This is a genomic window from Paraburkholderia sp. SECH2 (assembly GCF_030464795.1).
Classification (GTDB): Bacteria; Pseudomonadota; Gammaproteobacteria; order Burkholderiales; family Burkholderiaceae; genus Paraburkholderia; species Paraburkholderia aspalathi.
The window spans coordinates 1-22879 of sequence record NZ_JALPRH010000024.1; the positions used below are offsets into that span (position 1 = coordinate 1).

General features: G+C 60.5%; 20 protein-coding genes. 9 read left to right on the plus strand and 11 right to left on the minus strand.

The genetic code is table 11. The features are described from left to right. Nucleotides 1–222, plus strand: a 222-nt coding sequence (locus M0D66_RS29555) for a hypothetical protein (RefSeq protein WP_266212389.1), incomplete at its 5' end; no start/stop codon positions are given. 137 nt (nucleotides 223–359) lie between these two features. Here M0D66_RS29555 and M0D66_RS29560 read toward each other — a convergent pair. Further along, entirely contained in the window at nucleotides 360–1265 is a 906-nt protein-coding gene (locus tag M0D66_RS29560) for a LysR family transcriptional regulator (protein WP_200654380.1), read from the minus strand. Between the two features lie 95 nt (nucleotides 1266–1360). Between M0D66_RS29560 and M0D66_RS29565 the strand changes: the two genes are divergently transcribed. The 5 genes from M0D66_RS29565 to aroE are packed head-to-tail and all read left to right on the plus strand — an operon-like array spanning nucleotide 1361 to nucleotide 5213. After that, nucleotides 1361–2311 (plus strand): ketopantoate reductase family protein, encoded by a 951-nt coding sequence (locus M0D66_RS29565; RefSeq protein WP_200621238.1) that lies wholly within the window; start codon nucleotides 1361–1363, stop codon nucleotides 2309–2311. Beyond that, on the plus strand, nucleotides 2308–2700 hold the full coding sequence (locus tag M0D66_RS29570; protein ID WP_211708716.1) for a VOC family protein: 393 nt from the start codon (nucleotides 2308–2310) through the stop codon (nucleotides 2698–2700). Before M0D66_RS29565 ends, M0D66_RS29570 begins: the two co-directional genes overlap by 4 nt. 1 nt (nucleotide 2701) lies before the next feature. Continuing rightward, a complete protein-coding gene (locus M0D66_RS29575) occupies nucleotides 2702–3160 on the plus strand; it encodes a MaoC family dehydratase (protein ID WP_211708715.1) in 459 nt (152 codons plus the stop codon). Next, complete coding sequence (locus M0D66_RS29580) at nucleotides 3160–4380, plus strand: CaiB/BaiF CoA-transferase family protein (RefSeq protein WP_266212390.1); 1221 nt, start codon at nucleotides 3160–3162, stop codon at nucleotides 4378–4380. Before M0D66_RS29575 ends, M0D66_RS29580 begins: the two co-directional genes overlap by 1 nt. Then, nucleotides 4380–5213: a shikimate dehydrogenase gene (gene aroE, locus M0D66_RS29585; protein ID WP_200621241.1), complete on the plus strand. Its 834-nt coding sequence runs from the start codon at nucleotides 4380–4382 to the stop codon at nucleotides 5211–5213. Before M0D66_RS29580 ends, aroE begins: the two co-directional genes overlap by 1 nt. A gap of 33 nt (nucleotides 5214–5246) precedes the next feature. Here aroE and M0D66_RS29590 read toward each other — a convergent pair whose 3' ends face one another. Then, a complete protein-coding gene (locus tag M0D66_RS29590) occupies nucleotides 5247–5936 on the minus strand; it encodes an oxidoreductase (RefSeq protein WP_266212391.1) in 690 nt (229 codons plus the stop codon). Nucleotides 5937–6190: 254 nt separating this feature from the next. On the opposite strand from M0D66_RS29590, the gene M0D66_RS29595 reads away from it, so the two are divergent. Then, entirely contained in the window at nucleotides 6191–8047 is a 1857-nt protein-coding gene (locus M0D66_RS29595) for a beta-galactosidase (protein WP_266212392.1), read from the plus strand. A gap of 61 nt (nucleotides 8048–8108) precedes the next feature. Here the strand turns inward: M0D66_RS29595 and M0D66_RS29600 are convergent, their stop codons facing one another. The 3 genes from M0D66_RS29600 to aspA form a co-directional block, all read right to left on the minus strand. Continuing rightward, a complete protein-coding gene (locus M0D66_RS29600; RefSeq protein ID WP_266212393.1) occupies nucleotides 8109–10070 on the minus strand; it encodes an enterotoxin in 1962 nt (653 codons plus the stop codon). Between the two features lie 88 nt (nucleotides 10071–10158). Beyond that, nucleotides 10159–11451 (minus strand): dicarboxylate/amino acid:cation symporter, encoded by a 1293-nt coding sequence (locus M0D66_RS29605; protein WP_266212394.1) that lies wholly within the window; start codon nucleotides 11449–11451, stop codon nucleotides 10159–10161. Between the two features lie 116 nt (nucleotides 11452–11567). Continuing rightward, nucleotides 11568–12995 (minus strand): aspartate ammonia-lyase, encoded by a 1428-nt coding sequence (aspA, locus tag M0D66_RS29610; protein WP_266212395.1) that lies wholly within the window; start codon nucleotides 12993–12995, stop codon nucleotides 11568–11570. 243 nt (nucleotides 12996–13238) lie between these two features. On the opposite strand from aspA, the gene M0D66_RS29615 reads away from it, so the two are divergent. Then, nucleotides 13239–15476 carry an NADP-dependent isocitrate dehydrogenase gene (locus M0D66_RS29615; protein ID WP_266212396.1) on the plus strand — a complete coding sequence of 746 codons (2238 nt, stop codon included), beginning with the start codon at nucleotides 13239–13241 and terminating at the stop codon, nucleotides 15474–15476. 67 nt (nucleotides 15477–15543) lie between these two features. Here the strand turns inward: M0D66_RS29615 and M0D66_RS37990 are convergent, their stop codons facing one another. The 5 genes from M0D66_RS37990 to ansP form a co-directional block, all read right to left on the minus strand. Next, nucleotides 15544–15819 (minus strand): YqjD family protein, encoded by a 276-nt coding sequence (locus M0D66_RS37990; protein ID WP_093635343.1) that lies wholly within the window; start codon nucleotides 15817–15819, stop codon nucleotides 15544–15546. A gap of 81 nt (nucleotides 15820–15900) precedes the next feature. Further along, nucleotides 15901–16731, minus strand: a complete 831-nt coding sequence (locus M0D66_RS29625; RefSeq protein WP_266212397.1) for a transglutaminase family protein — start codon at nucleotides 16729–16731, stop codon at nucleotides 15901–15903. Nucleotides 16732–16739: 8 nt separating this feature from the next. Continuing rightward, complete coding sequence (locus M0D66_RS29630) at nucleotides 16740–17681, minus strand: alpha-E domain-containing protein (protein ID WP_093635341.1); 942 nt, start codon at nucleotides 17679–17681, stop codon at nucleotides 16740–16742. A gap of 83 nt (nucleotides 17682–17764) precedes the next feature. Further along, a complete protein-coding gene (locus tag M0D66_RS29635) occupies nucleotides 17765–19180 on the minus strand; it encodes a circularly permuted type 2 ATP-grasp protein (RefSeq protein ID WP_211708707.1) in 1416 nt (471 codons plus the stop codon). Between the two features lie 99 nt (nucleotides 19181–19279). After that, on the minus strand, nucleotides 19280–20776 hold the full coding sequence (ansP, locus tag M0D66_RS29640) for an L-asparagine permease (RefSeq protein WP_200621249.1): 1497 nt from the start codon (nucleotides 20774–20776) through the stop codon (nucleotides 19280–19282). Nucleotides 20777–21118: 342 nt separating this feature from the next. Between ansP and M0D66_RS29645 the strand changes: the two genes are divergently transcribed. Then, the gene (locus M0D66_RS29645) at nucleotides 21119–22072 is read left to right on the plus strand and encodes a LysR substrate-binding domain-containing protein (RefSeq protein ID WP_093635338.1); all 954 of its coding nucleotides are present in this window, start codon (nucleotides 21119–21121) and stop codon (nucleotides 22070–22072) included. Between the two features lie 17 nt (nucleotides 22073–22089). Here M0D66_RS29645 and M0D66_RS29650 read toward each other — a convergent pair whose 3' ends face one another. Next, nucleotides 22090–22785: a mobilization protein gene (locus M0D66_RS29650; protein ID WP_200653162.1), complete on the minus strand. Its 696-nt coding sequence runs from the start codon at nucleotides 22783–22785 to the stop codon at nucleotides 22090–22092. Between the last annotated feature and the right edge of the window lie 94 nt (nucleotides 22786–22879).

Below are 22879 nucleotides of genomic sequence, written 5' to 3' on the forward strand. Positions count from 1 at the left end.
CGTACAGCGTCACGCTGCTCTGAGCGTGTGCGCCGAGGGCGACCAACCCAAGGGCTGAGGTTGCTATTACCTTTTTCATTTCTGCTCCTCTTTAAAAATCTTTTCTTGGTTTCTTACGCAAACTCTCAATCCCTTACACCAGCAATCGCCCCGGTAAGCCAAGGCGTGCAGAACTACCCGGCTCAGCATGCCGGTGCAAATACGAAGAGGGATGAGCAATGAGTGACGCCTGGATCTCTAAACCCGCACGAAGTGTCGTTCAAACACGATCTGATGTCTTTCGGGGTTTATACGCATTTGTACGATCTAGTTAGTTTTTTTCTGACGCAATTTTTTTTGAGCTAGAGTGGTCGGCCCGATCAGCCCGAGGTTCCGAACAATTGCACCATCAGGCCACGCAGCCAACGGTTGCCCGCTTCGTGGTGATATCTGGCGTGCCAGTGCTGCCGAACGGCAAAACCTTCCACAGGAACCGGGCACGGATGGACCGCCAGATCATTGACCTTTGCCAGCGTCTCACCGATGTGCCGCGGCAGCGTGGCGATCAGGTCGGTACTCTTGATGATCGCCCCGAGCCCGAGAAAACCCGGTAACTCCAGCACCACGTCGCGATCGATATGCTCACGCACCAGCGCCTGGTCGAGCAGTTGCGCTCCCGTCCCCGCAGTGATGGCGACATGTCCCTCCGCGCGATAGTGCTTCAGGCCAAGTTTGGCGCCTAACCTCGGGTGACGGCGATTCGCCAGACAGACCCAGTCCTGCAGATAAAGCTGCTGCTGGTAAATCCCGCCGCCAAGCCAAGGCACATGGCCGATCGCAAGGTCGGCCTCACCGGATTCCAGCGCCCGTTCCGTATTGCCGTCAATCCTCGTCGCTTCGAGGCGTAGGCCCGGCGCCTGCGCGCGCACGTGCGCCAGCATCCGCGGAAGCAGCGTTATGTGGCTGGCGTCGGTCATACAGATACGGAACCGCCGCTTCGCGGTGGCTGGATCGAACGCGATCTCCCAGGCAGCGAAGCGCCGCAGCGATTCGAGAATCTCCCGGCACGGACCGATCAGCGCATCGGCTTGCGGCGTCGGCGCCATACCGCCCGATGTACGTATGAACAACGGGTCCTGTAGATGCTCCCGCAAGCGCCCGAGCCAGATGCTAATCGTCGGCTGACTTTGTCCGAGCTGCTCGGCCACACGCGTGACGCTGCGGGCGTCGTACAGGAGGTCGAAAAGCTGCAGCAGTTTCAGATCAGGAAGTTCGGTCGAGTTCATAAGATTATTGCCCTCCGCAATGACGCCATTGTATTCATTGCATTGCCGATATGAACATCGGCTCGTATCTTGGTCTCCAGATTAAGGAGACGGCAGTGAAGATTGCGATTCTGGGTGCGGGGGCGCTGGGCTGCGCCATTGGCGCGGCGCTGACCGAAGGCGGCAATGAGGTCTGGTTGCTGAACCGTTCGGCAGTGCATGTGGAGGCGATGAGGCGTGATGGTCTGCAGGTGGACGATGCGGAGGGTTCCCGTCGCGTGAAGGTCCGCGCGGCGACGCAGGCGGCCGAGGCCGGCGTCGTCGATCTGGTCGTCGTGCTGGTCAAATCATTTCATACCGATGCCGCGATGCGCGGCGCACTGACGCTGATCGGGCCCGAAACGCTGGTCCTGTCGTTGCAAAACGGCCTGGGGCACGAAGACGTGCTCGCCGGCATCGTGGGGCGCGAACGCGTGCTGGCTGGCAAGACGTACGTTGGCGGCGTGATGCGCAACCCGGGCCACATCGAGTCAGGCGTCGCCGGCAAAGCCACCTACATCGGCGAACTCGATGGCCGGATTACGTCGCGTGCAACGGCAATCGCAGAAATCTTCAACGCCGCCGGACTGGCTACCACGGTCAGCGACAACATCGTCGGCACGATGTGGGACAAGCTGCTGGTCAATGTCGCGACTGGCGCGCTGACCGGTATCACCGGCCTGACGTACGGCCAACTCTACGACGAAGCGCTTCTGAAGACGACCGCGCTCGCAGCGGTAGCCGAAGCGATGGCGGTCGCTCGCGCCGCCGGTGTGAAGCTCTCCACCACTGATCCCGAACGGCCGTGGACGCTTGCCGGAGAAGGACTCTCCCCGGCCTTCAAGACCTCGATGTTGCAAAGCCTCGAAAAGGGCTCCATCACCGAAATCGACTTTATCAATGGCGCGGTCGTGCGCTGGGGACAACGGCATGGCGTGCCGACCCCGGTCAACACGACGCTGGTGGCCTGCATCAAGGGCGTCGAGCGCGCCATGACCGACCGACAACATAGGGAGACAACCGCATGAACGGCAGCAAGGCCTATCTGGAGCACGTCGCCATCTGGGTGAAAGATATTCACTGGCATATCCGTTTTTTCGAGGACGTGCTCGGCATGACGATGCGCGAGGTCGACGGCACGGTCGAGGAACCCCGGCAGTACTGGACGCTCGGCGGTCTGCAATTCATCCATAACCCGAACCATGACGCGCCTGAAGGCAGGCTCGGCCATCTCGGCGTGATGTGCGAAGACATGGAGGCGGCGCTCGCAGCCGCGCATCGATACGACGTCAGCGAAATGCCGCAGGGACGCAACTGGTTGCGCCTGCCGGACGGACTCGCCGTCGAACTGATTCAGGCCAAGCCCGCCTCGTGCGTGGCGCGTGCACTGAATATCAACCCGCGCGCGGAGGCGTGACATGACGATCGTCGATAAATACTGGGACGATGCCCGCGAAGGCGACGAATGCGTGAGCCCGACTTACACGGTGACCAAGGAACGCATTCTGGCCTACGCCGATCTCACTGGCGATCACACACCGGTCCACGTAGACGAGGCATACGCGAACGCGAGTCACTTCGGATCGATCGTCGCACACGGTCTGTTTGGCTTGTCTATCGCCGATGGCCTCAAGACCCAAAGCACCTACCGTTTCCTGCCGGGTATGTCGCTCGGCTGGACGTGGGATTTCAATCTGCCGATCAAGGTCAACGACGTGCTGTACGTGAAATTCCGCGTGGGTGCGATGCGTGCGAGCAAAAGTCGTCCAGACTGGGGCATCGTCGTGCTGCCTTCCGATCTGATCAATCAGGATGGCCAGGTTGTCCAGCACGGCGAACATCGTCTGATGGTGCCGCGCCGGCCGGGAGCGTTCTGATGCAAGCCCGTCCTCTCGAAGGTATTCGCGTCGTCGACTACAGCCACTTCCTCGCCGGCCCGTACGTCGGGCGCTGCCTCGCGGCGCTCGGCGCCGAAGTCATCAAGGTCGAACGTCCGGCCAGCGGCGATGCTGGACGTCAGCACGCCACCGTGCTCGATGATGAACAGAGCGGCTACTTCCTGCAGCTCAACATGGGCAAACGCGGCGTTAGCGTCGACATGAAGGACTCGCGCGGCAAGGAATTCATGCAGCGCCTGTGCGACTCGGCGGATGTGTTTGTCGAGAACTACCGGCCCGGCGCACTGAACAAGCTCGGGCTGGGCTATGACGAACTGTCCGCGCGCAACCCGAAACTGGTCTACTGCTCGATCTCGGCATATGGTCATACGGGACCGGACGCGCATCGCGCCGGCTTCGGCCTGATTGCCGAAGCGAAGAGCGGGATCATGCAGATGATCGGCAATCCCGGCGAGCCACCGCCGCTGATGCGCATCTCGCTCGGCGACATGTACACCGGCATTCACGCGGTGGCGGCGATCAACGCAGCGCTGCTCGGTCGCGTGAAGAGCGGCCGGGGCCAGCACATCGATATGGCGTTGTACGACACGCTGGTGTCGATGCACGAGTACGCGGTGCAGTGCTACACGATGCAAGGCATCGTCCCCGAGCAAACCGGCCACGACATGCCGACGTCGACGCTCTACGGCGTGTTCCGTGCCGCTGATGGCGACCTTGTGATCGCCGCGCAAGTAGACGATGCATGGAAGCGCTTCGCAGCGCTGATCGAAGCGCATGGCGGCCCCGCTGGCTTCGGCACCGACACGCGTTTTCACACCCTCGCGGGACGCAATACGAACCGGCTGGAGATTCTGTCCATCGTGAAACCCTGGGTGGCCAACCAGCCGGTCGCACAGGTGCTGGACCTGCTCGATGGCATTGACGTGCCTTGTGCGAAGGTGCAACGCATCGGCGAAGTACTCACCGATCCGCAGATCGTCGCGCGAGGCATGGTCGTCGAGCAGGAGCACCCGCGCTACGGGAAGTTGCGTCTGCCGAACCTGCCGTTCCGATTCTCCGATTGCGACACGACGATTCGCAAGGTCGCGCCCGATCTCGGTCAACACAACGCGGAAGTCGCGCAGTCGCTCGGCTTCAGCGTCGCCGAAATCGACGCAATGCAAACCGATGGTGTGCTGTATTCAAAGCTGAGGCCGTGATGACTGACCAATACGCCGTGATCGGCAATCCAATCGGCCATACGAAATCTCCGTTGATCCATGGCCTCTTTGCGCAAGAGACACGGCAGGACATGTCCTATACGGCCATCGAGGGTCCAGTCGAGCCGCAGGACGCCTTCGCCGGGACCGTCCATGCGTTCGTAGCGGCCGGTGGCAAAGGCATGAACGTGACCGCGCCGTTCAAGCTGAAGGCGTTCGCGATCGCCGATGAGCGCAGCGAGCGCGCCACGCTCGCCGGTGCGGCCAACGCGTTGAGCTTCAAGGATGGCCGGATCGTTGCCGAGAACTTCGACGGTGTCGGCCTGCTGCGCGACATCGAAGTCAACCTGAGTCTGCCGATGGCCGGCAAGCGCGTGCTGGTCCTTGGCGCGGGGGGCGCGGCGCGTGGCGCTTTGCTACCGTTCATTGCCGCGCGCCCTGCTGAACTGGTCATCGCAAACAGGGACATCGCCAAGGTAAAGGCCCTGGTCGAACAAGTCGCGAGCAGCGGTCCGCTGGCCACCTGCGGGTACGGTGATCTGGAGGGGATGGGGCAGTTCGACCTGGTGGTCAATGCGACATCGGCCAGCCTCACCGGCGAGTTGCCGCCGGTCCCGCCGAGCGTTTTCAGCCCCACCAGTGTGGCTTATGAACTCGCCTACGGCAAACGACTGACGCCTTTCCTGAGACTCGCACGCAATGCGGGCGTGGCGAGCGTCGCGGACGGTGTCGGCATGCTCGTGGAGCAAGCCGCGGAAGCATTCGCCTGGTGGCGCGGCGTACGACCCCAGACCCATGCCGTAATCGACAGGCTTACCGTTCCGCTCAACTGAACTTGAACCGGAACCACATCGGGAAAAGACGCGCTATGACTCTTTTCTGTCACCCAAAACAATTTTGTGGATATTAGCCGGATACACCCAGTCGCGCGCCTGGCGCTCGATGAGGTCCATAAATGCTGGGGGGCCACTGCAGTAGATCTGCGTGTTCGCATGTGCCGGGCTCATCGCGTGCGAAGTGGTCTGCTCCAATCGGTCAGCATTCAAGCCAAAATGGTGATGGACCCTGCCCTCGCTTTTAAGCGCATCAAGTTCTTTCCGGAAGACTGCGCGTTCAGGTGATCGAGCGAAGTTGTGCAGCTCGAATTTTTGACCTGCCGATGCAAGCCGATTCGCGATTCCCGCGATCGATGCGGCGCCAACGCCTCCAGCAAAAAGAATAGACCGTGTGCTGCCGCCTAAAATAACTGAAGGACTCCGTGGCGTCACGATGAACGCCTCGTCTCCTTGACTCAACGAGATGTCAGCTCCTTCTGCCTCCGTATCGTCATCATCCTGTCGCACAGCGATTACATATGCGCTCGGCCGGGACATAAAACAGCACAGCGGATATATTCTCTCCTTGCAGATGACGTCGTCGCGAACAAGGGTGATGCAAGCGCCATCGTCAAACGATGGAAGCTCCGATCGAGACCTGGTTTGAAGTTCAACGGCATGGTAACTCTCGGCAAGTTGCCATTTCCGTGTGATGATGACTGGGAGGAGGTTGTCGTGCATGTCTTCTCCAATAAGATCTTCGTCTTCCGAAATCGGGAGTACGTCGATGTATGGATTGCATGAGATGGCCGGCCCAGAAAAGTGTTCGAAGGGCCGCTGAATGTCAGATTCAGGTTAGGGCGCGAGAAGTCCACCAGCAAGGCGTTCAACGCGCATACCACGTATACAACCATGCGAATAAAGGGTGACCGTTGACTGGTTTTCACCTTTCGCTTAGTTCAACCGCGCCTCAAGCGCCAAAGTGTGAGTGCACCGTGAACCTCGAATGCGGCCACACCTTCTCTTTCAGCCCTGACGGCGAACACTTCCTGCTCGACGGCGAGCCGTTCCAGATTCGCAGCGGCGAGATGCACCCGGCCCGCATCCCGCGCGAATATTGGCAGCATCGAATCAGGATGGCCAAGGCGATGGGGATGAACTGCATCGCCTTGTACATCATGTGGAATTACCACGAGACGCGTCCGGGCGTATTCGATTTCCACAGCGCCAACCACGATATCGAGGCCTTCATACGGCTGTGCCAGTCCGATGGAATGTGGGTGCTGCTGCGCCCAGGGCCTTACGTCTGCGCCGAATGGGATCTGGGAGGCCTCCCTTCTTACCTGTTGAGCGATCCGGACGTCCAGTTAAGGACCGACTCGGCCACCGATGCTCGCTACATGGCGGCGGTGGCTCGCTACATCGAAGAACTGGTTCCGCGTATTAAGCCGTTGCTGATCGATCACGGCGGTCCGATCCTGATGATCCAGATCGAAAATGAATTCGGTTCGTATGCGAGCAATCCAGCATACCTCGAAGAGCTCAGGCAGCTTTGGCTCAAAGGAGGCGTAACCGGTCCGTTCTACACTGAAGACGGCCTCCAGCAACTCGAACGCAATCACACTACGGTAAGCGGTGGGGCGATTGCGTTGAGCAATGGCGATGCGGCACAAATCGCAACCGTCCGCCGGGAATTCCCCGCGGTGCCCGCGATGGCCGGTGAGGTGTACCCAGGGTGGCTCACTCATTGGGGTGAACCGGGTTTCGCGGGATTGAACTATGACCTCTCGAACACCCTGACCGCGTTCATGCAGTCGAAACAGTCGTTCAATCTGTATGTCATTCACGGCGGGACGAGCTTTGGTTTCTATGCCGGCGCGAACGTGGACGAATCAGGCAACTATCAGCCCGACATCACCAGCTACGACTATTCGGCGCCGATCAACGAGCAGGGCGCGGCGATGCCGAAGTATATGAAGTACCGCGACATCATCGGCAGCTACCTGCCTGCGCCGTTGCCCGATATACCCGACGCCATCGCCGCGCTCGAATCCACAGGCGTCGGTGCGTTGATGCCAACCCTCTATGCGTCGATCTGGGACAACCTGCCCACGGCACTGCCGCGCGAACAGAGCATCGATCCACAGTCCTTTGAAAGTTACGGTCAGGCGTTTGGCTTCGTGTTGTACCGCAAACAATTGCAAGAGTACGCAGGCGGTGCGCTGGATATCAGCAGTGTTCATGACTATGCGACGGTTTTCGTAGGCGAACTCTACGTAGGCGGCGTCTCGAGAGCGCAAATACCATCGGAGTACGCGCAGCCGCTCCACATGATGCATCGCGCGTCGCTCGCGTTACCTTCGACGTTGCCGGAGCGCGAGTCGAACTCAGGTGGCCCGGTATCGTTGGAGATCCTCGTGGAGGGCATGGGGCGGGTCAACTTCGGCCCCGAGCTCGTCGACCGCAAAGGACTGGTCGGTCCGGTCAGGATGAAAATCGCCGATGGGTCGCTCTCCGTGCTCAAGGGCTGGGAAGTCTTCCTGCTGCCAATGGATGAAACGTTTATCGCCAACCTGAGGGGAAACTGCGCGAACCCACTGAAGCCCGGGCTGTTTTTCAAGGCAAGCTTGGGGCTGGATGAAGTCGGCGACACCTGGCTCGATATGAGCAACTGGACCAAGGGCGTCGTCTGGGTCAACGGGCACAATCTCGGACGCTACTGGAACATCGGTCCGCAGCGGCGCCTGTATTGCCCCGCGCCGTGGCTCGTGCGAGGTGACAACGAAGTGCTTATCTTCGACCTGCACCAGACCCAGGCGAAGCCGGTGAAACTGGCAGATGCGTTGACTTAGCGGGAGCACCGTGGTGTCGATGCCGGGCAAGCGGCAAAAAAATGCGACCACATCCACATCACTACTCCGCTTCAGCGATCGGCAACAATTCCAGCGTGAGCACTTCGAACGGCGCGAGCTGGACTTCCTGCAGCACATCGGCATCTAGCAATGCTGGAATATCGGAAGCCCCTTCACGCCAAACGCTACGCGCATTGAAGCGCCCCGCCGCCGCAGCCGGCAACTCCAGTTGTCGCCGCAGGTCCAGCGTGAAGCGTTGCGTGCCGCTGTGCGGATTGCGCAGCGTCACGATCGCCTTGTGCTGCGCCCACGCTGCCCAGCCGTAAACCGCTTGCTGGTCCGGTGCCCCGCCGATCCAGTGGCTGTCGCGCAGTACATCGGCGTTTTCGCGCGCCCATCTGGCAGCGTCCGCGAGCACATTCCAGTCAGACTCGGTGAGCAGCGCCGGCGTAATGTATAGCTCCTGCAATTGCGTGCCGCTCCCGAAGTAGGAACGCACTTCGTTGGCAAAATCATCGCCTGCCGCCGTATTGAGGCGCGGATTGCACTGGGCGTAGAGAATGCCGTGCAGCATCAGCGAATTGAGCGGAAAGAGCGGACTGCGCACCACGACGTTGTGATACGTCTGCGCATCGCGGTAGGTGATCCAGCGCTCACGGTTGGTGCCGGTTCCCGCCAGATCGTCATCTCTGCCACCACGCCAGATGGAGTCTGCGTAACGCAGCCAGAACGGCGACGGATGCGTCCCTGTAGTGAGATTGATGAAGGTCTCGGGTTTTGCCGCGCGGATGTCTTCGATAAGCCGGATCGCCGCGTCCCAGTCGCTATCGAAGAGGCTGCCTGGCAACACCCTGTCGGCGTTGCCTGTACCGTCGAACTTGAACTGGTTGACGCCGTCCTCATCAAGCAAGGCCATCACGACGTCGTGAAAGCGTTGATAGTAATTTGGCCCCGATAGCGCGAGTCCGTTATCGATGACCTCATAGCCAGCAGCACGGCCGCGCGCCACGCGTTCCTGTTGCGGCGCACAGTAGCCACCCCACGGGGACAGCCATACGCCGGGCGCGGCGCCGTATCGTGCTGCAGCGTCGCGCAGCGGAACGAAGCCATGCGGAAAATCCTTGCTGAAATGCCAGCTGCCGCTAAGGTCGTCCCAGCCATCGTCGAACAGAAACGAATCGATCTGAACGCCGCGCGCTTCATGCAGCTCGCGGCCGATTGCTTCGATGCGCTCCTGCGCTTGCTCCTGCGTGTACGGCGTGAGGTAGCCGATGTCGCCCCAACTGTTGTAGTGCAGAAACGGGCGGTACGGGTGAGCCCGTTCCCGTTCCAGATAGGTGGCGAAATCGCGCCGTAACTGGCCGTCGCGCACGACGCCGGCCACGGCGGAGTAGACCAGCGTCCTGTTCCTTTCCAGCGGCAATGCGCGTTGCAGAGTAAAGCTGACGCTGTCGCCGTCCACATGACTTTCCGCCAGCGGCAGCTCGAAGCCCAGATAGAAATTACCCGCGACGACAGGCGTGCCCTTCAATTCGCTGCTGGCCTGTGCGTCGGCAACACATGTCTCCAGCAATGAAACGACGGCGATATTTTCGTCCCGAAGAAGCGCCGTAATCGCCAGCTGTTCGCGCAGGTATCGTGAGCCTTCGCGTTGCTCCACATTCCACTCCACCTTCAGACGGCCTTGGGCGTCGAGGAGGGTGGCGCTCACGCGTCGGCCTGCGATTCGTTCGGCCAGACAGGACGCGTGGGGGTTGGGTGCAAGCGCGGTTTCGTTCAGTGGCGCAAGGATCTTCAACTCGGCCACGCCAACCGTACTTCCGTCACCGAGCAATAGCGCGAACGGCGCGACGATGGGCAGCGTGCGCTCCCCCGCGAAATCGATCAGCGAGAAATCGGCGAGCCGTTCGTCACTGACGGTCCAGCGCAACGCGAGCGCGTCGTTACCGAATGAGCAGGCGTCGCCCGTCGTCTGGAACACGGGCATGCCGGCTTGCTTAGGCAAAGCATCGTTGGCGCGCATGGGAGGCCGGTCTCGAGCAGGAGCAACGTCCATAGAGTACCGGCAACGGCCCAGCGCGTCCAAGCCCTCCAGCGAACCCCACTCCGCCCTAGTTCGCCAGAGCGTTCTGCTCAGGCGGCTCGAGCATGTCGTCCTCGTCGGTATCGCGGGTGACGCCCAGCAAGCCTTCCGACTTGGCCACCACCGCGGTGGCGATGCTGTTGCCGATCACGTTGGTCGCCGTGCGGCCCATGTCGAGAAACTGGTCGATGCCGAGAATCAGCAGAACGCCGGCCTCGGGCAGCTTGAACATCGGCAGAACGGCAGCCACCACGACGATCGACGCCCGCGGCACACCGGCGATGCCCTTGCTCGTGATCATCAGCACCAGCAGCATGGTGATCTGCTGCGTCAGGCTGAGCTGGATGTTATAGGCCTGGGCGATGAACAGCGACGCGAAGGCCGAGTACATCATCGAGCCGTCGAGATTGAACGAGTAGCCGAGCGGCAGCACGAAACCGGTGATCTTGTCGGGCACACCGAACTTCTTCAGTTGCTCCATGACCGCGGGATAGGCGGCCTCGCTGCTGGCGGTCGAGAAAGCCAGGATGGTTGGCTGCTTGACCAGCTTGAGCAGCGTAAATACACGCGCGCCAAGGAACAGATAACCCGCCCCGATCAATGCCGCCCACAGCACCAGCAAGGCCACGTAGAACTCGCCGATGAACCTGCCGTAGGTCGCCAGCACGCCGATGCCCTGAACGGTGATCGCGGCGGCCACTGCGCCGAATACGCCGAGTGGGGCAAAGCGCATCACGAAGTCGGTCACGCGCAGCATCGTCTTGCCCAGGTCCTCGATCGGCGCAAGCAGATGCTGGCCGGCGCGGCCCTTGAACGACGCGATGGCGAAACCGAAGAACAGCGAGAAGACCAGAATCTGCAGCACCTCGTTCTGGGACATCGCCTCGAACACGCTCCTCGGGAAAACGTGCGTGACGAAGTCCTTCACGTTCAGCGTGGAGGTCTGCAGATTGGTCGTGGCAGCGATGTCCGGCAGCGGCAGGTTTAGCGCGTAGCCCGGCTGCAGGACGTTCACGAACAACATGCCGAGCAACAGCGATACCACCGAGGCGGAGATGAACCACCCCATTGCCTTGACGCCCATGCGCCCGACGGCGGACGAGTCCCCCATGCTGGCGATACCCCCCACCAGGGTCGCGAACACGAGCGGCGCGATGACCATTTTTATCAGACGCAGGAACACATCCGTGGCGATCGAGAAATAGCCGGCGATCTCCTTGGCGGCTTTCGCATTGGGTGCGTTGATGTTGCAGATATAACCCACAACAACCCCCAGAACCATGGCGACCATGATCCACGTAGTAAGCTTGTTCGTCTTCATGAATTCCTGTCTCCGGCAACTGCGCTAGATCGTGGGTTGAGCATCAATCAATTGGTACCTGGGCAACGCGTCGTCTCCCGGCTCGGCACCGGGCGCTTCATACGTCCAGATCGCTTTTACTGCTTCGGCGGCATATAAAGCGGCATGGGCAGCGTGAGGACCTCTGGCTTGAGGATCTCGTCGAGTTGTTGCTCGGACAACAGCCCCCTCTCGAGCACGATGTCGTAGACGCGTCCGCCCGTGGCATGCGCCTCCATCGCGACGGATGTCGCGTTGGCGTAACCGATGTACGGATTGAGCGCGGTCACGATGCCGATCGAGTTCTCGACCGACGCGCGCAAGTGCGCCTCGTTGGCGGTAATGCCTTTGACGCAGCGTTCGGCGAGCGTCAGGCAGCCGTTGCGCAGGTGGGTCACACTTTTGAACAGGCTGTGCGCGATGATCGGCTCGAATGCGTTCAACTGAAGCTGACCGGCCTCGGCCGCGAAACTCACGGTGACGTCGTTGCCGATGACCTCGAACGCTATCTGGTTGACGACTTCGGGAATGACCGGGTTGACCTTCCCCGGCATGATGCTCGAGCCAGCCTGCATGGGCGGAAGGTTAATTTCTCCAAGACCCGCACGGGGACCGCTGGAGAGCAGGCGCAAGTCGTTGCAGGTCTTTGAAAGCTTGACTGCCACGCGCTTGAGCACGCCGGACAACTGAACGAAAGCGCCACAGTCCTGCGTCGCTTCTATGAGGTTGGGTGCCGTGACAAGCGGAATACCCGTGATTTCCTTGAGATGCTTCAGGATCAGCGGTGCGTAATCGGGATGCGCGGTAATGCCCGTTCCGATCGCCGTCGCGCCCATGTTGATTTCACAGATCAGCAGCGCCGCCTCCCGAAGCCGCTCCTCGTCCTCTCCGAGCATCACGGCGTAGGTGCTGAACTCCTGGCCGAGCGTCATCGGCACCGCGTCCTGCAATTGCGTACGTCCCATCTTCAGCACGTCCTTGAACTCCACCGACTTTGCTTCGAAAGCGCGCCGCAAAACGCCCATCGCCTCGATGAGGCCCAGAATGCCGAACCATGTCGCGACTTTCAGGGCCGAGGGGTAAACATCGTTGGTGCTCTGGCCAATATTGACCTGCTCATTCGGGTGCAGATACTGGTATTCGCCTTTCTTCTTCCCTAACAGTTCGAGCGCTCGGTTGGCGATCACCTCGTTCGCATTCATATTGGTCGATGTCCCCGCGCCGCCCTGAATGACGTCGACCACAAACTGATCATGCAGCTTGCCTTCCAGTAGTTCCGCGCAGGCACCGACGATGGCGTCACAACGCGTCGCGTCGAGCAAGCCCAGTTCATGATTCGCCTGCGCGGCGGCCTGTTTGATGCAAGCCAGCGCCTTGATCAACTCCGGGTATACCGAGATCGGCGAACCGGTAATCGGGAAATTTTCCAGCGCGCGTAGCGTGTGAACCCCATAGTAAACGTGAGCGGGAACGTCACGATCGCCAAGCAGATCATGCTCGGTTCTAAACGAGATTTCAGCAGCCATAGACATGTTCCTCGCGCGGGATTGGGGTTGAAGACACCCTTGCACCTATATGGAGGAAACAAAAATCCAGCGCGACCGTCATGCTAATTTTTCATGACGCGCGCCAGTCCATGCATAGGTCAGCCGCGTTTGTCGGAAATTACATGATGGCGAAACCGAAATCAGGCAGAATTCGAACACGAATGCCGGTTTGTGACGCGGCCGGTGACATCCAAAACAGGTTTCCCGATCTTGAGGCAAGCGATGAGCACCCAGCAACCGACAATCATCTACACCCTGACCGATGAGGCCCCGCTGCTAGCCACCAGCGCCTTCCTGCCCGTCGTCCGTACATTCACCGCGGCGGCCGGTATCGACGTCACCACCAGCGACATCTCCCTGGCGGGCCGCATCCTGGGCGAATTCCCCGAGTTTCTGACCGAGGCGCAACGGGTGCCCGACAGCCTGTCCGAACTCGGCCGCCTCACCCTCCTGCCCGACACCAATATCATCAAGCTGCCCAACATCAGCGCCTCAGTCCATCAGCTGGTCGGCGCGATCAAGGAGCTGCAGGCCAAGGGCTACGCGGTGCCGGATTTCCCTGAGGAGCCGAAAACCGACGTTGAGAAAGCCATTCGCCAACGCTATTCCAGGTGCCTGGGCAGCGCTGTCAATCCGGTACTGCGCGAGGGCAATTCGGACCGCCGCGCACCCGCCGCCGTAAAAAACTATGCCCGCAAGAATCCGCACAGCATGGGCGAGTGGAGCATGGCTTCGCGCACCCACGTGGCTCACATGAAGCACGGCGACTTCTACCATGGCGAAAAGTCCTTGACGGTAGACCACGCCCGCGACGTGAAGATGGAATTGCTGACACAAAGCGGTAAAGCCATTGTGCTCAAGCCTAAAGTGTCGCTGCTGGACGGCGAGATCATCGACAGCATGTTCATGAGCAAGAAGGCGCTGTGCGACTTCTACGAAGAGCAGATGGAAGACGCCCGCAAGACTGGCGTCATGCTGTCGCTGCACGTCAAGGCCACGATGATGAAGGTTTCGCACCCCATCGTCTTCGGCCACGCGGTGAAGATTTTCTACAAGGAAGCCTTCGAGAAGCACGGCAAGCTGTTCGACGAACTGGGTGTGAACGTCAACAACGGCCTCGTCAATTTGTACGACAAGCTGGAAAGCCTGCCCAGCTCGAAGCGCGAAGAAATCATCCGCGATATGCACGCCTGCCACGAGCATCGTCCCGAACTGGCGATGGTGGACTCGGCCAAGGGTATCTCCAACCTGCATGCGCCTAACGACGTGATCGTGGACGCCTCGATGCCGGCCATGATCCGCATCGGCGGCAAGATGTGGGGCGCCGACGGCCGTCCCAAGGACACCAAGGCCGTGATCCCGGAGAGCACGTTCGCCCGCATCTACCAGGAGATCATCAACTTCTGCAAAACCAACGGCAACTTCGACCCCGTCACGATGGGCACGGTCCCCAATGTCGGGTTGATGGCTCAGCAAGCCGAGGAATACGGCTCGCACGACAAGACCTTTGAAGTTCCGGAAGCGGGCGAAGCGCGCATCGTCGACCTCGCCACCGGCGAAGTGCTGCTTACGCAGAACGTTGAAGAAGGCGACATCTGGCGCATGTGCCAGGTCAAGGACGCGCCGATCCGCGACTGGGTCAAGCTGGCCGTCACGCGCGCCCGCAACTCCGGCATGCCGGCCATCTTCTGGCTGGACCCGTACCGTCCGCACGAAGCCGAGGTGATCAAGAAGGTCGATGCCTACCTCAAGGACCACGACACCACGGGCCTGGACATTCAGATCATGTCGCAGGTGCGCGCCATGCGTTACACGCTGGAGCGCGTCATCCGCGGCCTCGATACCATCTCGGTCACGGGCAACATCCTGCGCGACTACCTCACCGACCTGTTCCCTATCATGGAGCTCGGCACGAGCGCCAAAATGCTATCCATCGTTCCCCTGATGGCAGGCGGTGGTATGTACGAAACCGGTGCCGGCGGCTCGGCGCCGAAGCATGTCAAGCAGCTCGTGGAAGAAAACCATCTGCGCTGGGATTCGCTGGGTGAATTCCTGGCACTCGCCGTGTCATTGGAAGAGTTGGGCATCAAGACCGATAACGACAAGGCGAGAATTCTGGCGAAAACGCTGGATGCCGCCACGGGCAAGCTGCTCGACAACAACAAAAACCCGTCGCCCAAGACTGGCCAGTTGGACAACCGTGGCAGCCAGTTTTATCTCGCCCTGTACTGGGCTCAGGAATTGGCAGCGCAAACCGATAACGCCGCGCTTGCCGCACAGTTTGCCCCGCTGGCGAAAAAACTGACCGACAACGAGCAGACCATCGTGGACGAATTGTCAGCCGTGCAAGGCAAACCGGCGGACATCGGTGGCTATTACCGGCCTGACGCCGAAATGCTGGCTGATGTCATGCGTCCGAGCAAGACGCTGAACGCTGCACTCGCGACGACGCGGGCTTAAGAAAATCCGGTCGCCCTGTCAATCATCAGGGCGACCGGACGCATGGATGTGCCGGTGCCCCGCCGGACTATTTTCGACCGATCAACAAACCAATCAGCACGCCGACACCCAGGGCCACACCGGCCGTCGTCCACGGACGGTCATGCGCATAGTCGTTGGCAGCCCGGGCAGACTTGCGCCCCGTCTCGATGACGATGACCTGCGCATCGGCCGCCTTCTGTTTCGCGCGCTTAAGACGCGCGCGCACCTTGCCGGACACCGGCTCCGCGTCCACGCTGGAAGCGTGTGCGACGTTTTCCGACGAGCCATTGATGTCGCTTACTGCGCTACCGACATTTGACATACTGCCTCCCTGCAAGCGTGGTTAAGAACATCTACGCATCCCTCATCAGCGCAACCGCTGATGAGGCGTTACATCGGTCCGTCAGGTTTGACTTTGACTCTGGCTTTGACCCTGGACCGGCAAAACGCTGAGTTCGACAGTCAGCGTCTCAGCACCCTGCCCGGTGCGAATACCGGATACGGGCATCGCGTCGCGATAGTCGAGGCCGGTGGCGATGCGCACATAGCGCTCGTCCGGACACGTATTGTTGGCCGCATCGAAGCCGACCCAACCGAGTCCGTCGAGATACGCCTCCGCCCATGCGTGGCTCGCCGCCTGCATCGCGACACCGTCCATCAGCAGATAGCCCGAGACGTAGCGGGCCGGGATGTGGAGCGCTCGCGCCACGGCGATAAAAACGTGCGCGTGGTCCTGACAAACACCGTGGCGGTTGAGCAAGGCCGTCTCTGCATCCGTGCTCACGTCGGTCATGCCGGGCTGATAAGCGATCCGGTCGTGGATCGTATTCATCAACGCATGCAGCGACTGCAGCGGTGCGTCTTCGGTGCGCAGGTCAGCGGCAAGCGCCTTGATTCGTTCGCCGGCCCGCGTCAGCGGCGTCTCCCGCTCGAAGACCCAAGGCGGGGCAATACCATCGACCACGCCGAAGATGCCGGCCCGGTCTTCCGTGTCGATCGTTCCCTGCGCCACGATGACGATCTCGCGCTTGTTGCGCTCGTGCCGCACGAAATCGACACGGTTACCCAGACCATCCACGTAAGAGACGTTCGGCTCGACACCGTCGACCGTGACCTGCCAATCGATCACCGTCTGCCCGGGGCACGACTGCGGACGCAACCTCAGGCGTTGCAACGCGTAAGGGACCGGCTGCTCGTACTGATAGTGCGATGTGTGACGAATAGCGATGCGCATGGCCGGTCTCAATCGAAGTTGTAGGTTTCGGCGATTTCAAAACCAAGCCGGTTGTTCTGCCCGATGAAGCCCTCGAGAAACTCGTGCAGGCCCTGCGCAAAGATCTGCTTGACCGTGTTGTCCCGAAGCGTGGCGAGCGTAATGTCGGCGGTCTTATGACAGGCATGGGTGAAGCCATAGTCGTGCGCCAGATACGCGAGGTTCTCGACGATGTTCAGGTAGCAGAAGTTCAGCGAGCGCGGCATGCGGCCGTTGAGGATCAGATAGTCGGCGATATTGGTCGGCTTGTATTGGACGTCGTAGACCCAGCGGTAGGATCGATGCGCGTCGACCGAGCGCAGGATCGATTCCCACTGGTAGTTGTCGAGCGTCGTGCCCACATAGGACACCGCGGGCAGCAACAGGTGGTATTTGACGTCGAGAATGCGCGCGGTGTTGTCAGCGCGTTCGATAAACGTGCCGATGCGGGCGAAATCGAAAATCTCGTTTCTGAGCATCGTGCCGTGGAAAGTGCCGCGAATCAGCGCGGTCTGGCGCTTGATCTGATCGAGGACGACCGGCAGCTCGCTCGCCGCCACCGGCGTTGCCAGCACACGCCTGACCACCATCCACGCTTCGTTCACGCTCTCCCACGCCTCGCGGGTGAGCGCCGTGCGCACCATACGGGCATTCGAGCGCGCCGCTTCGATGCACGACAGGACGCTCGACGGATTGTGGCCGTCGCGCAGCAAATAGTCGGAAACGGTGGCGGCGGTATAGGCGTCGTGTTTCTCCCGGAAACCCTCTTCCGTGCCGGATGTCACCACGACGGACGACCAGGTTGCCTGCGCATCGGACGTTCTCGTCAACGCCATGCGCAGCCCGGCGTCGACTATCCGTGCGATGTTTTCCGCGCGTTCGATATAGCGGTGCATCCAGTAGAGTCCGCTTGCTGTGCGTCCGAGAAGCATGTGCTGTCCAACTCCAGTGTCTGTTCTTTTCCGTGTGCCAGCTCTGTATCAGGCTGGCGTTCTGTGAGGCTCGCCACCGGCCCTCAGTCAGCCAATACCCAGGTGTCCTTGGTGCCGCCGCCCTGGCTCGAATTGACCACCAGCGAGCCTTCTTTCAAGGCGACGCGCGTCAGACCGCCCGGCGTGATGCGAATGCGGTCCGACACCAGCACAAAGGGCCGCAGATCCACGTGGCGCGGCGCGAGACCCTTTTCGGTCAGGATCGGTGTGGTCGACAACGCGAGCGTTGGTTGCGCGATGTAGTTGTTCGGACGGGTTTTGAGCTTGGCTGCGAAATCTTCCCGTTCCTTCTTCGACGCGGCGGGCCCGACGAGCATGCCGTAACCGCCCGACCCGTGGACTTCCTTCACCACCAGTTCCTCGAGATGTTCCAGCACGTATTTCAGGCTGCCCGGCTCGGAACAGCGCCAGGTCGGCACGTTCTCGAGGATCGATTTGCGGCCCGTGTAGAACTCGACGATTTCCGGCATATAGGAATAGATCGCCTTGTCGTCGGCGATGCCGGTGCCCGGTGCGTTGGCGATCGTGATGTTGCCCGCGCGGTAGACGTCCATGATGCCGGCGACGCCAAGCACGGAATCGGGCCGGAAAGTCAGCGGATCGAGATAGGCGTCATCGAGCCGGCGATACAGCACGTCGATAGCGCGGAATCCTTCGGTTGTGCGCATCGCCACGCGGCCGTCCACGACCTGCAGATCGCTGCCCTCGACCAGATGAACCCCCATCTGGTCGGCGAGGAATGCATGCTCGTAGTACGCGGAGTTGTGGATGCCGGGCGTCAGCACCGCGATGGTCGGATTGTCCTGATTGCCGCCGGGCGGACATACAGCGGCAAGCGACTCGCGCAGCAGCTGGGGATAGGCTTCGACCGGCCGCACCTTGACCTGCTGAAACAGCTCGGGGAAAAGCTGCATCATCGTCTCGCGGTTCTCCAGCATGTAGGAGACACCGGAGGGTGTACGCGCATTGTCTTCCAGCACGTAGAACTGGTTTTCGGCCGTGCGCACGATGTCCACGCCGATGATGTGCGTGTAGACGTTGCCCGGCGGCCGGAAGCCGATCATCTCCGGCAGAAAGGCCTCGTTCTGGGCAATCAGTTCCTTCGGGATACGCCCGGCGCGCACGATCTCCTGACGATGATAGATATCGTCGAGAAAGGCGTTGAGGGCGATCACGCGCTGTTCGATGCCTTGTGAAAGACGTGTCCATTCCTGACTGGAAATGATGCGCGGGATGATGTCGAACGGAATCAGACGCTCGGCCGCCTCTTCTTCGCCGTACACGGCAAACGTAATGCCCGTCTTGCGGAACACGCTTTCCGCGTCATCGGCCTTCTGCGCGAGCGTCGCAGGATGCTGCGTATCGAGCCATTGCTTGAGCAGTTCATAAGGCGCGCGGACCCCGTCAGCGGACGTCAGCATCTCATCGAATGGCTTCACTTCGGTTCTCCGTCGTTATTGCGGTTGTTGCTGTCGTTACTGTTGTTGTCGATGCAATAGGGAGGAGCTGCGCGCCGCATCAGCCCGCACCAGCCAGCATTAGCCCGCGTTGTCCTCGAGCACGCTCTGAGTCAGGGTGACCGACGGGATCGTCGGCTTCATCATCGCATGCGCGCGGCGGCGCACCCCGTACCAGCCGGCAACCAGGATCAGGGCCACGACCGGAATCGCAGCAACGGTCCACGTGCCGTTCGGATAGTCGAATGCCATCAATACCAGCACCCCCACCAGAAACGCCAGCGTCAGCCAGGACGTCACCGGCGCGCCGGGCATTCTGAACGTCACCGGCTCAGCCTCACCACGCGCCACCGCCTGACGGAACTTCATCTGGCAAACCACGATGAACCCCCAGGTGCTGAGAATACCAAGCGACGCCACGTTAAGCACGATTTCAAATACACTCGACGGCACGAAATAGTTCAGCACGACACCCACGATGTAAATCGCGACCGTGACCAGAATGCCGGCGTACGGCACCGACTGCGAGCTCATGCGGGACAGAAAATGCGGCGCGGACCCGCCCATCGACAGTGCACGCAACACCCGCCCGGTCGAATACAGCCCCGAGTTCAGGCTCGACAGCGCCGCCGAGAGCACGACGACATTCATGACCGAGCCGACACCCGGCACGCCGAGCGCGGCGAAAAACGTGACGAACGGGCTCTGCCCCGCCTTGTAGGCACTCCAAGGCAACAGACAAACCAGCAATACAACAGCGCCCACATAGAACACGGCGATACGCCAGATCACGCTGTTGATGGCGCGCGGCAGCACCTTGCGCGCGTCCTTGCATTCGCCCGCCGCCGTCCCGACCAGCTCGACACCGGCGAATGCGAACACCACGCCCTGCACGAGCACCAGCGCAGGCAGCAAACCATGCGGAAACAGCCCACCGTTCTCGCTGATCAGATGCACGCCCGTGCTGTGCCCGCCGACGTGCGTCCCGGTACCCAGAATGATCGAGCCGATCACGAGGAACAGCGAGATCGCGGCAACCTTGATGAGCGCGAACCAGAACTCCATTTCGGCAAACCATTTCACGCCGATCAGGTTCATCGCCGCGACGATGCAAAGCGCAATCAGTGCGAAGATCCATTGCGGCACGGACGAGAACGCCGCCCAGTAATGCATATACAGCGCGACGGCAGTGATGTCGACGATGCCGGTCATCGCCCAGTTCAGGAAGTACATCCAGCCGGCGACATACGAGGCTTTTTCACCGAGAAACTCCCGGGCGTACGACACGAAGCTGCCGCTGCTCGGCCGATGCATCACCAACTCACCCAGCGCGCGCAGGATCAGAAACGAGAAGACGCCACAGACCAGATAGACGACGGCAAGCGAAGGACCCGCTATTTGCAGACGCGCGCCCGCGCCGAGAAAGAGGCCCGTGCCGATCGCGCCGCCAATGGCAATCATCTGAACCTGACGATTACCCAACGTTTTGTGATATCCCGCTTCGTGCGACTCCAGCCAGCTTTTCTTATCTACGTCGCCAGGGGATGCCGGGGAATTCTGGTTGTGCAATGTGGACATAATCAGTTCGATCCTTTTAACGCGGGCACTTGACTTCGCAATCCCGGGAACATATACGGAAGGATGTATGCGCGATGGCGCATCGATTAGGCTACAAATCAACAACTGACATTTCAGAACGATCGTTCGTTTTTCGCGCCGGACCAAGGGCAGTTTGTATCAGGTCACCGAGGGCAGGCAGACAAAAGGTATGTAGCCCAATTTATGGCGGCAACGCTCATGCATATTTCGACTAACACCTATCGAAAAAAAACATCGGTATTCTTGCAATGAGGAACGGTAGGCTAGCGTTGCCGCGTCGCACAGGCGCGGTTGTCGATTGACCCAACACAAGTGATCAATATGGAAGCAAAGTGGTTGGAAGACTTTCTTAGCCTTTCGGATACGAAGAGTTTCTCCCGGTCGGCGCGCAGCCGGAATCTCACCCAGTCAGCTTTCAGTAGACGGATCGTGGCGCTCGAAACGTGGATGGGCACGAAGCTCGTCGATCGCAGCGTCAACCCGATCACCCTCACGCCCGCGGGCCGGATGTTTCGCAGTCTTGCGGCGGACATCCTGCGCAGCATGCATGCGGCGCGCAACCTGGTGGGCGGGTATGAACAGTTCGCGGAAAATGACCATGTGGTTCATTTCGCGGTTGCCCATACCCTTGTCTTTACGCTTTTTCCCGACTGGCTCAAGCGCCTGACCAGCGAGTTCGGCCACATCATGGCCCGCGTTCAGGCCGTCAACGTACCCGAGGGTGTGCAACACCTCGTGGCAGGCGACTGCGATCTGCTAATCGGCTATCACCACCCGCAATTGCCGATCGCTCTCGATCCGAATCACTTTCCATTCCTTACATTGGGTGTCGAGCGCATCGTGCCGGTCTCGGCAGCAGGCAGCGACGGCAAGCCTCTCTTCGAACTCCCTGGCAAGAGCAGCAGGCCGCTGCCCCTGCTCGCCTATTCATCCGGTGCATTCCTTGGCAACGTTGTCGAAATGCTGTTGATGAACGCGACGCAACCGTACTCGCTGTTCCGCTGCTTTGAGACCCACATGTCGGAAGCGTTAAAAGGCATGGTGGTAGCCGGCCACGGAATCGGCTGGCTACCGGAGAGCTGTATCACCAAAGAGTTAAGCGAAGGAAATCTGGTTCGCGCAGGCTCGGACACTTGGGCGACTGAGCTGGAGATACGCCTGTACCGCCCGGTGAAGGAGCGTGGCAAAGCGGCCGAACAGCTTTGGGCTTTCATCAGCTCCGAGCTGGTCGAGCCGCGGGTGGATCAGTTACCGGACATCCTGACCGCGGCGTGAAGCCGGCCGAGACGCAGCTATAAGGCGAGCTTGGCCAATTCACCATAAGCGCGATGTAGCCACACCTTGACGCGTTGCCGCTCGAGCATACCCAGGCCGGCGGCGGCTCGGTCGGGATGATTGATGGCTGCCCAGAAGCTTGCGCTTTGCCGATCGATCTTCTGCATCGTCGCGTCGGGCAGACGGCGCAGCGTGATCACGCTCGCGCCGAGCGCTTCGGCACGCGCGAGTTCACCGGATGCCTCCAGAATCTCGAAGCGGTCACCGCGAAGTTCGTTCAATACGATCACCAGCTTGATCCGTCCACCAAACTGGTCGAGCCACTGCCGCAGCAGATCGACCGAATCGCGGCCTGCGTCCATGACGTGCCACCAGGTCAGCGTTAGACCGTGCTCTTCGGCAAGACCGATGACGTCCGCGTCGTCCAGCCATTGTCCGAGGGACTGCTGCGTTTGCGCGGCAAGATCGACCAGAACACGCCGCTGCGGATCTTCGAGTGCCTGTTCGATAATGGGATCCAGGCTGTCGTGCTGATCGAGTACTGCTGGAGCGGCGAAATCGGCATAGAAGCGCAACAAGGCGCCATGTGATTTATCGGTGTCGAAGCCGACGAACTGAATATTCTCGTCGATAAAGTACTGGGCCAAAACGCGGGCGACCAGCGATTTGCCGACGCCGCCCTTCTCGCCGCCAATAAAGTGGATGAAGCTCATCTGTGCAGATCCTTTGTCATGAAGCCGGCTAGGTCGAAAGCAGAAAGTATCAGATTTAGAAGGCGGAATTGCGACTTAGTCTACAGGGACAATA

Excerpts from the sequence above, each read along its gene's own strand:
- M0D66_RS29560 (WP_200654380.1), bottom strand. The coding sequence starts at position 1,265 with ATGAACTCGACCGAACTTCCTGATCTGAAACTGCTGCAGCTTTTCGAC.
- aspA (WP_266212395.1), bottom strand. The coding sequence starts at position 12,995 with ATGGCTGCTGAAATCTCGTTTAGAACCGAGCATGATCTGCTTGGCGAT.
- ansP (WP_200621249.1), bottom strand. The coding sequence starts at position 20,776 with ATGTCCACATTGCACAACCAGAATTCCCCGGCATCCCCTGGCGACGTA.
- M0D66_RS29625 (WP_266212397.1), bottom strand. The coding sequence starts at position 16,731 with ATGCGCATCGCTATTCGTCACACATCGCACTATCAGTACGAGCAGCCG.
- M0D66_RS37990 (WP_093635343.1), bottom strand. The coding sequence starts at position 15,819 with ATGTCAAATGTCGGTAGCGCAGTAAGCGACATCAATGGCTCGTCGGAA.
- aroE (WP_200621241.1), top strand. The coding sequence starts at position 4,380 with ATGACTGACCAATACGCCGTGATCGGCAATCCAATCGGCCATACGAAA.
- M0D66_RS29605 (WP_266212394.1), bottom strand. The coding sequence starts at position 11,451 with ATGAAGACGAACAAGCTTACTACGTGGATCATGGTCGCCATGGTTCTG.
- M0D66_RS29600 (WP_266212393.1), bottom strand. The coding sequence starts at position 10,070 with ATGCGCGCCAACGATGCTTTGCCTAAGCAAGCCGGCATGCCCGTGTTC.
- M0D66_RS29580 (WP_266212390.1), top strand. The coding sequence starts at position 3,160 with ATGCAAGCCCGTCCTCTCGAAGGTATTCGCGTCGTCGACTACAGCCAC.
- M0D66_RS29630 (WP_093635341.1), bottom strand. The coding sequence starts at position 17,681 with ATGCTTCTCGGACGCACAGCAAGCGGACTCTACTGGATGCACCGCTAT.
- M0D66_RS29590 (WP_266212391.1), bottom strand. The coding sequence starts at position 5,936 with ATGCACGACAACCTCCTCCCAGTCATCATCACACGGAAATGGCAACTT.
- M0D66_RS29645 (WP_093635338.1), top strand. The coding sequence starts at position 21,119 with ATGGAAGCAAAGTGGTTGGAAGACTTTCTTAGCCTTTCGGATACGAAG.
- M0D66_RS29575 (WP_211708715.1), top strand. The coding sequence starts at position 2,702 with ATGACGATCGTCGATAAATACTGGGACGATGCCCGCGAAGGCGACGAA.
- M0D66_RS29570 (WP_211708716.1), top strand. The coding sequence starts at position 2,308 with ATGAACGGCAGCAAGGCCTATCTGGAGCACGTCGCCATCTGGGTGAAA.
- M0D66_RS29615 (WP_266212396.1), top strand. The coding sequence starts at position 13,239 with ATGAGCACCCAGCAACCGACAATCATCTACACCCTGACCGATGAGGCC.
- M0D66_RS29650 (WP_200653162.1), bottom strand. The coding sequence starts at position 22,785 with ATGAGCTTCATCCACTTTATTGGCGGCGAGAAGGGCGGCGTCGGCAAA.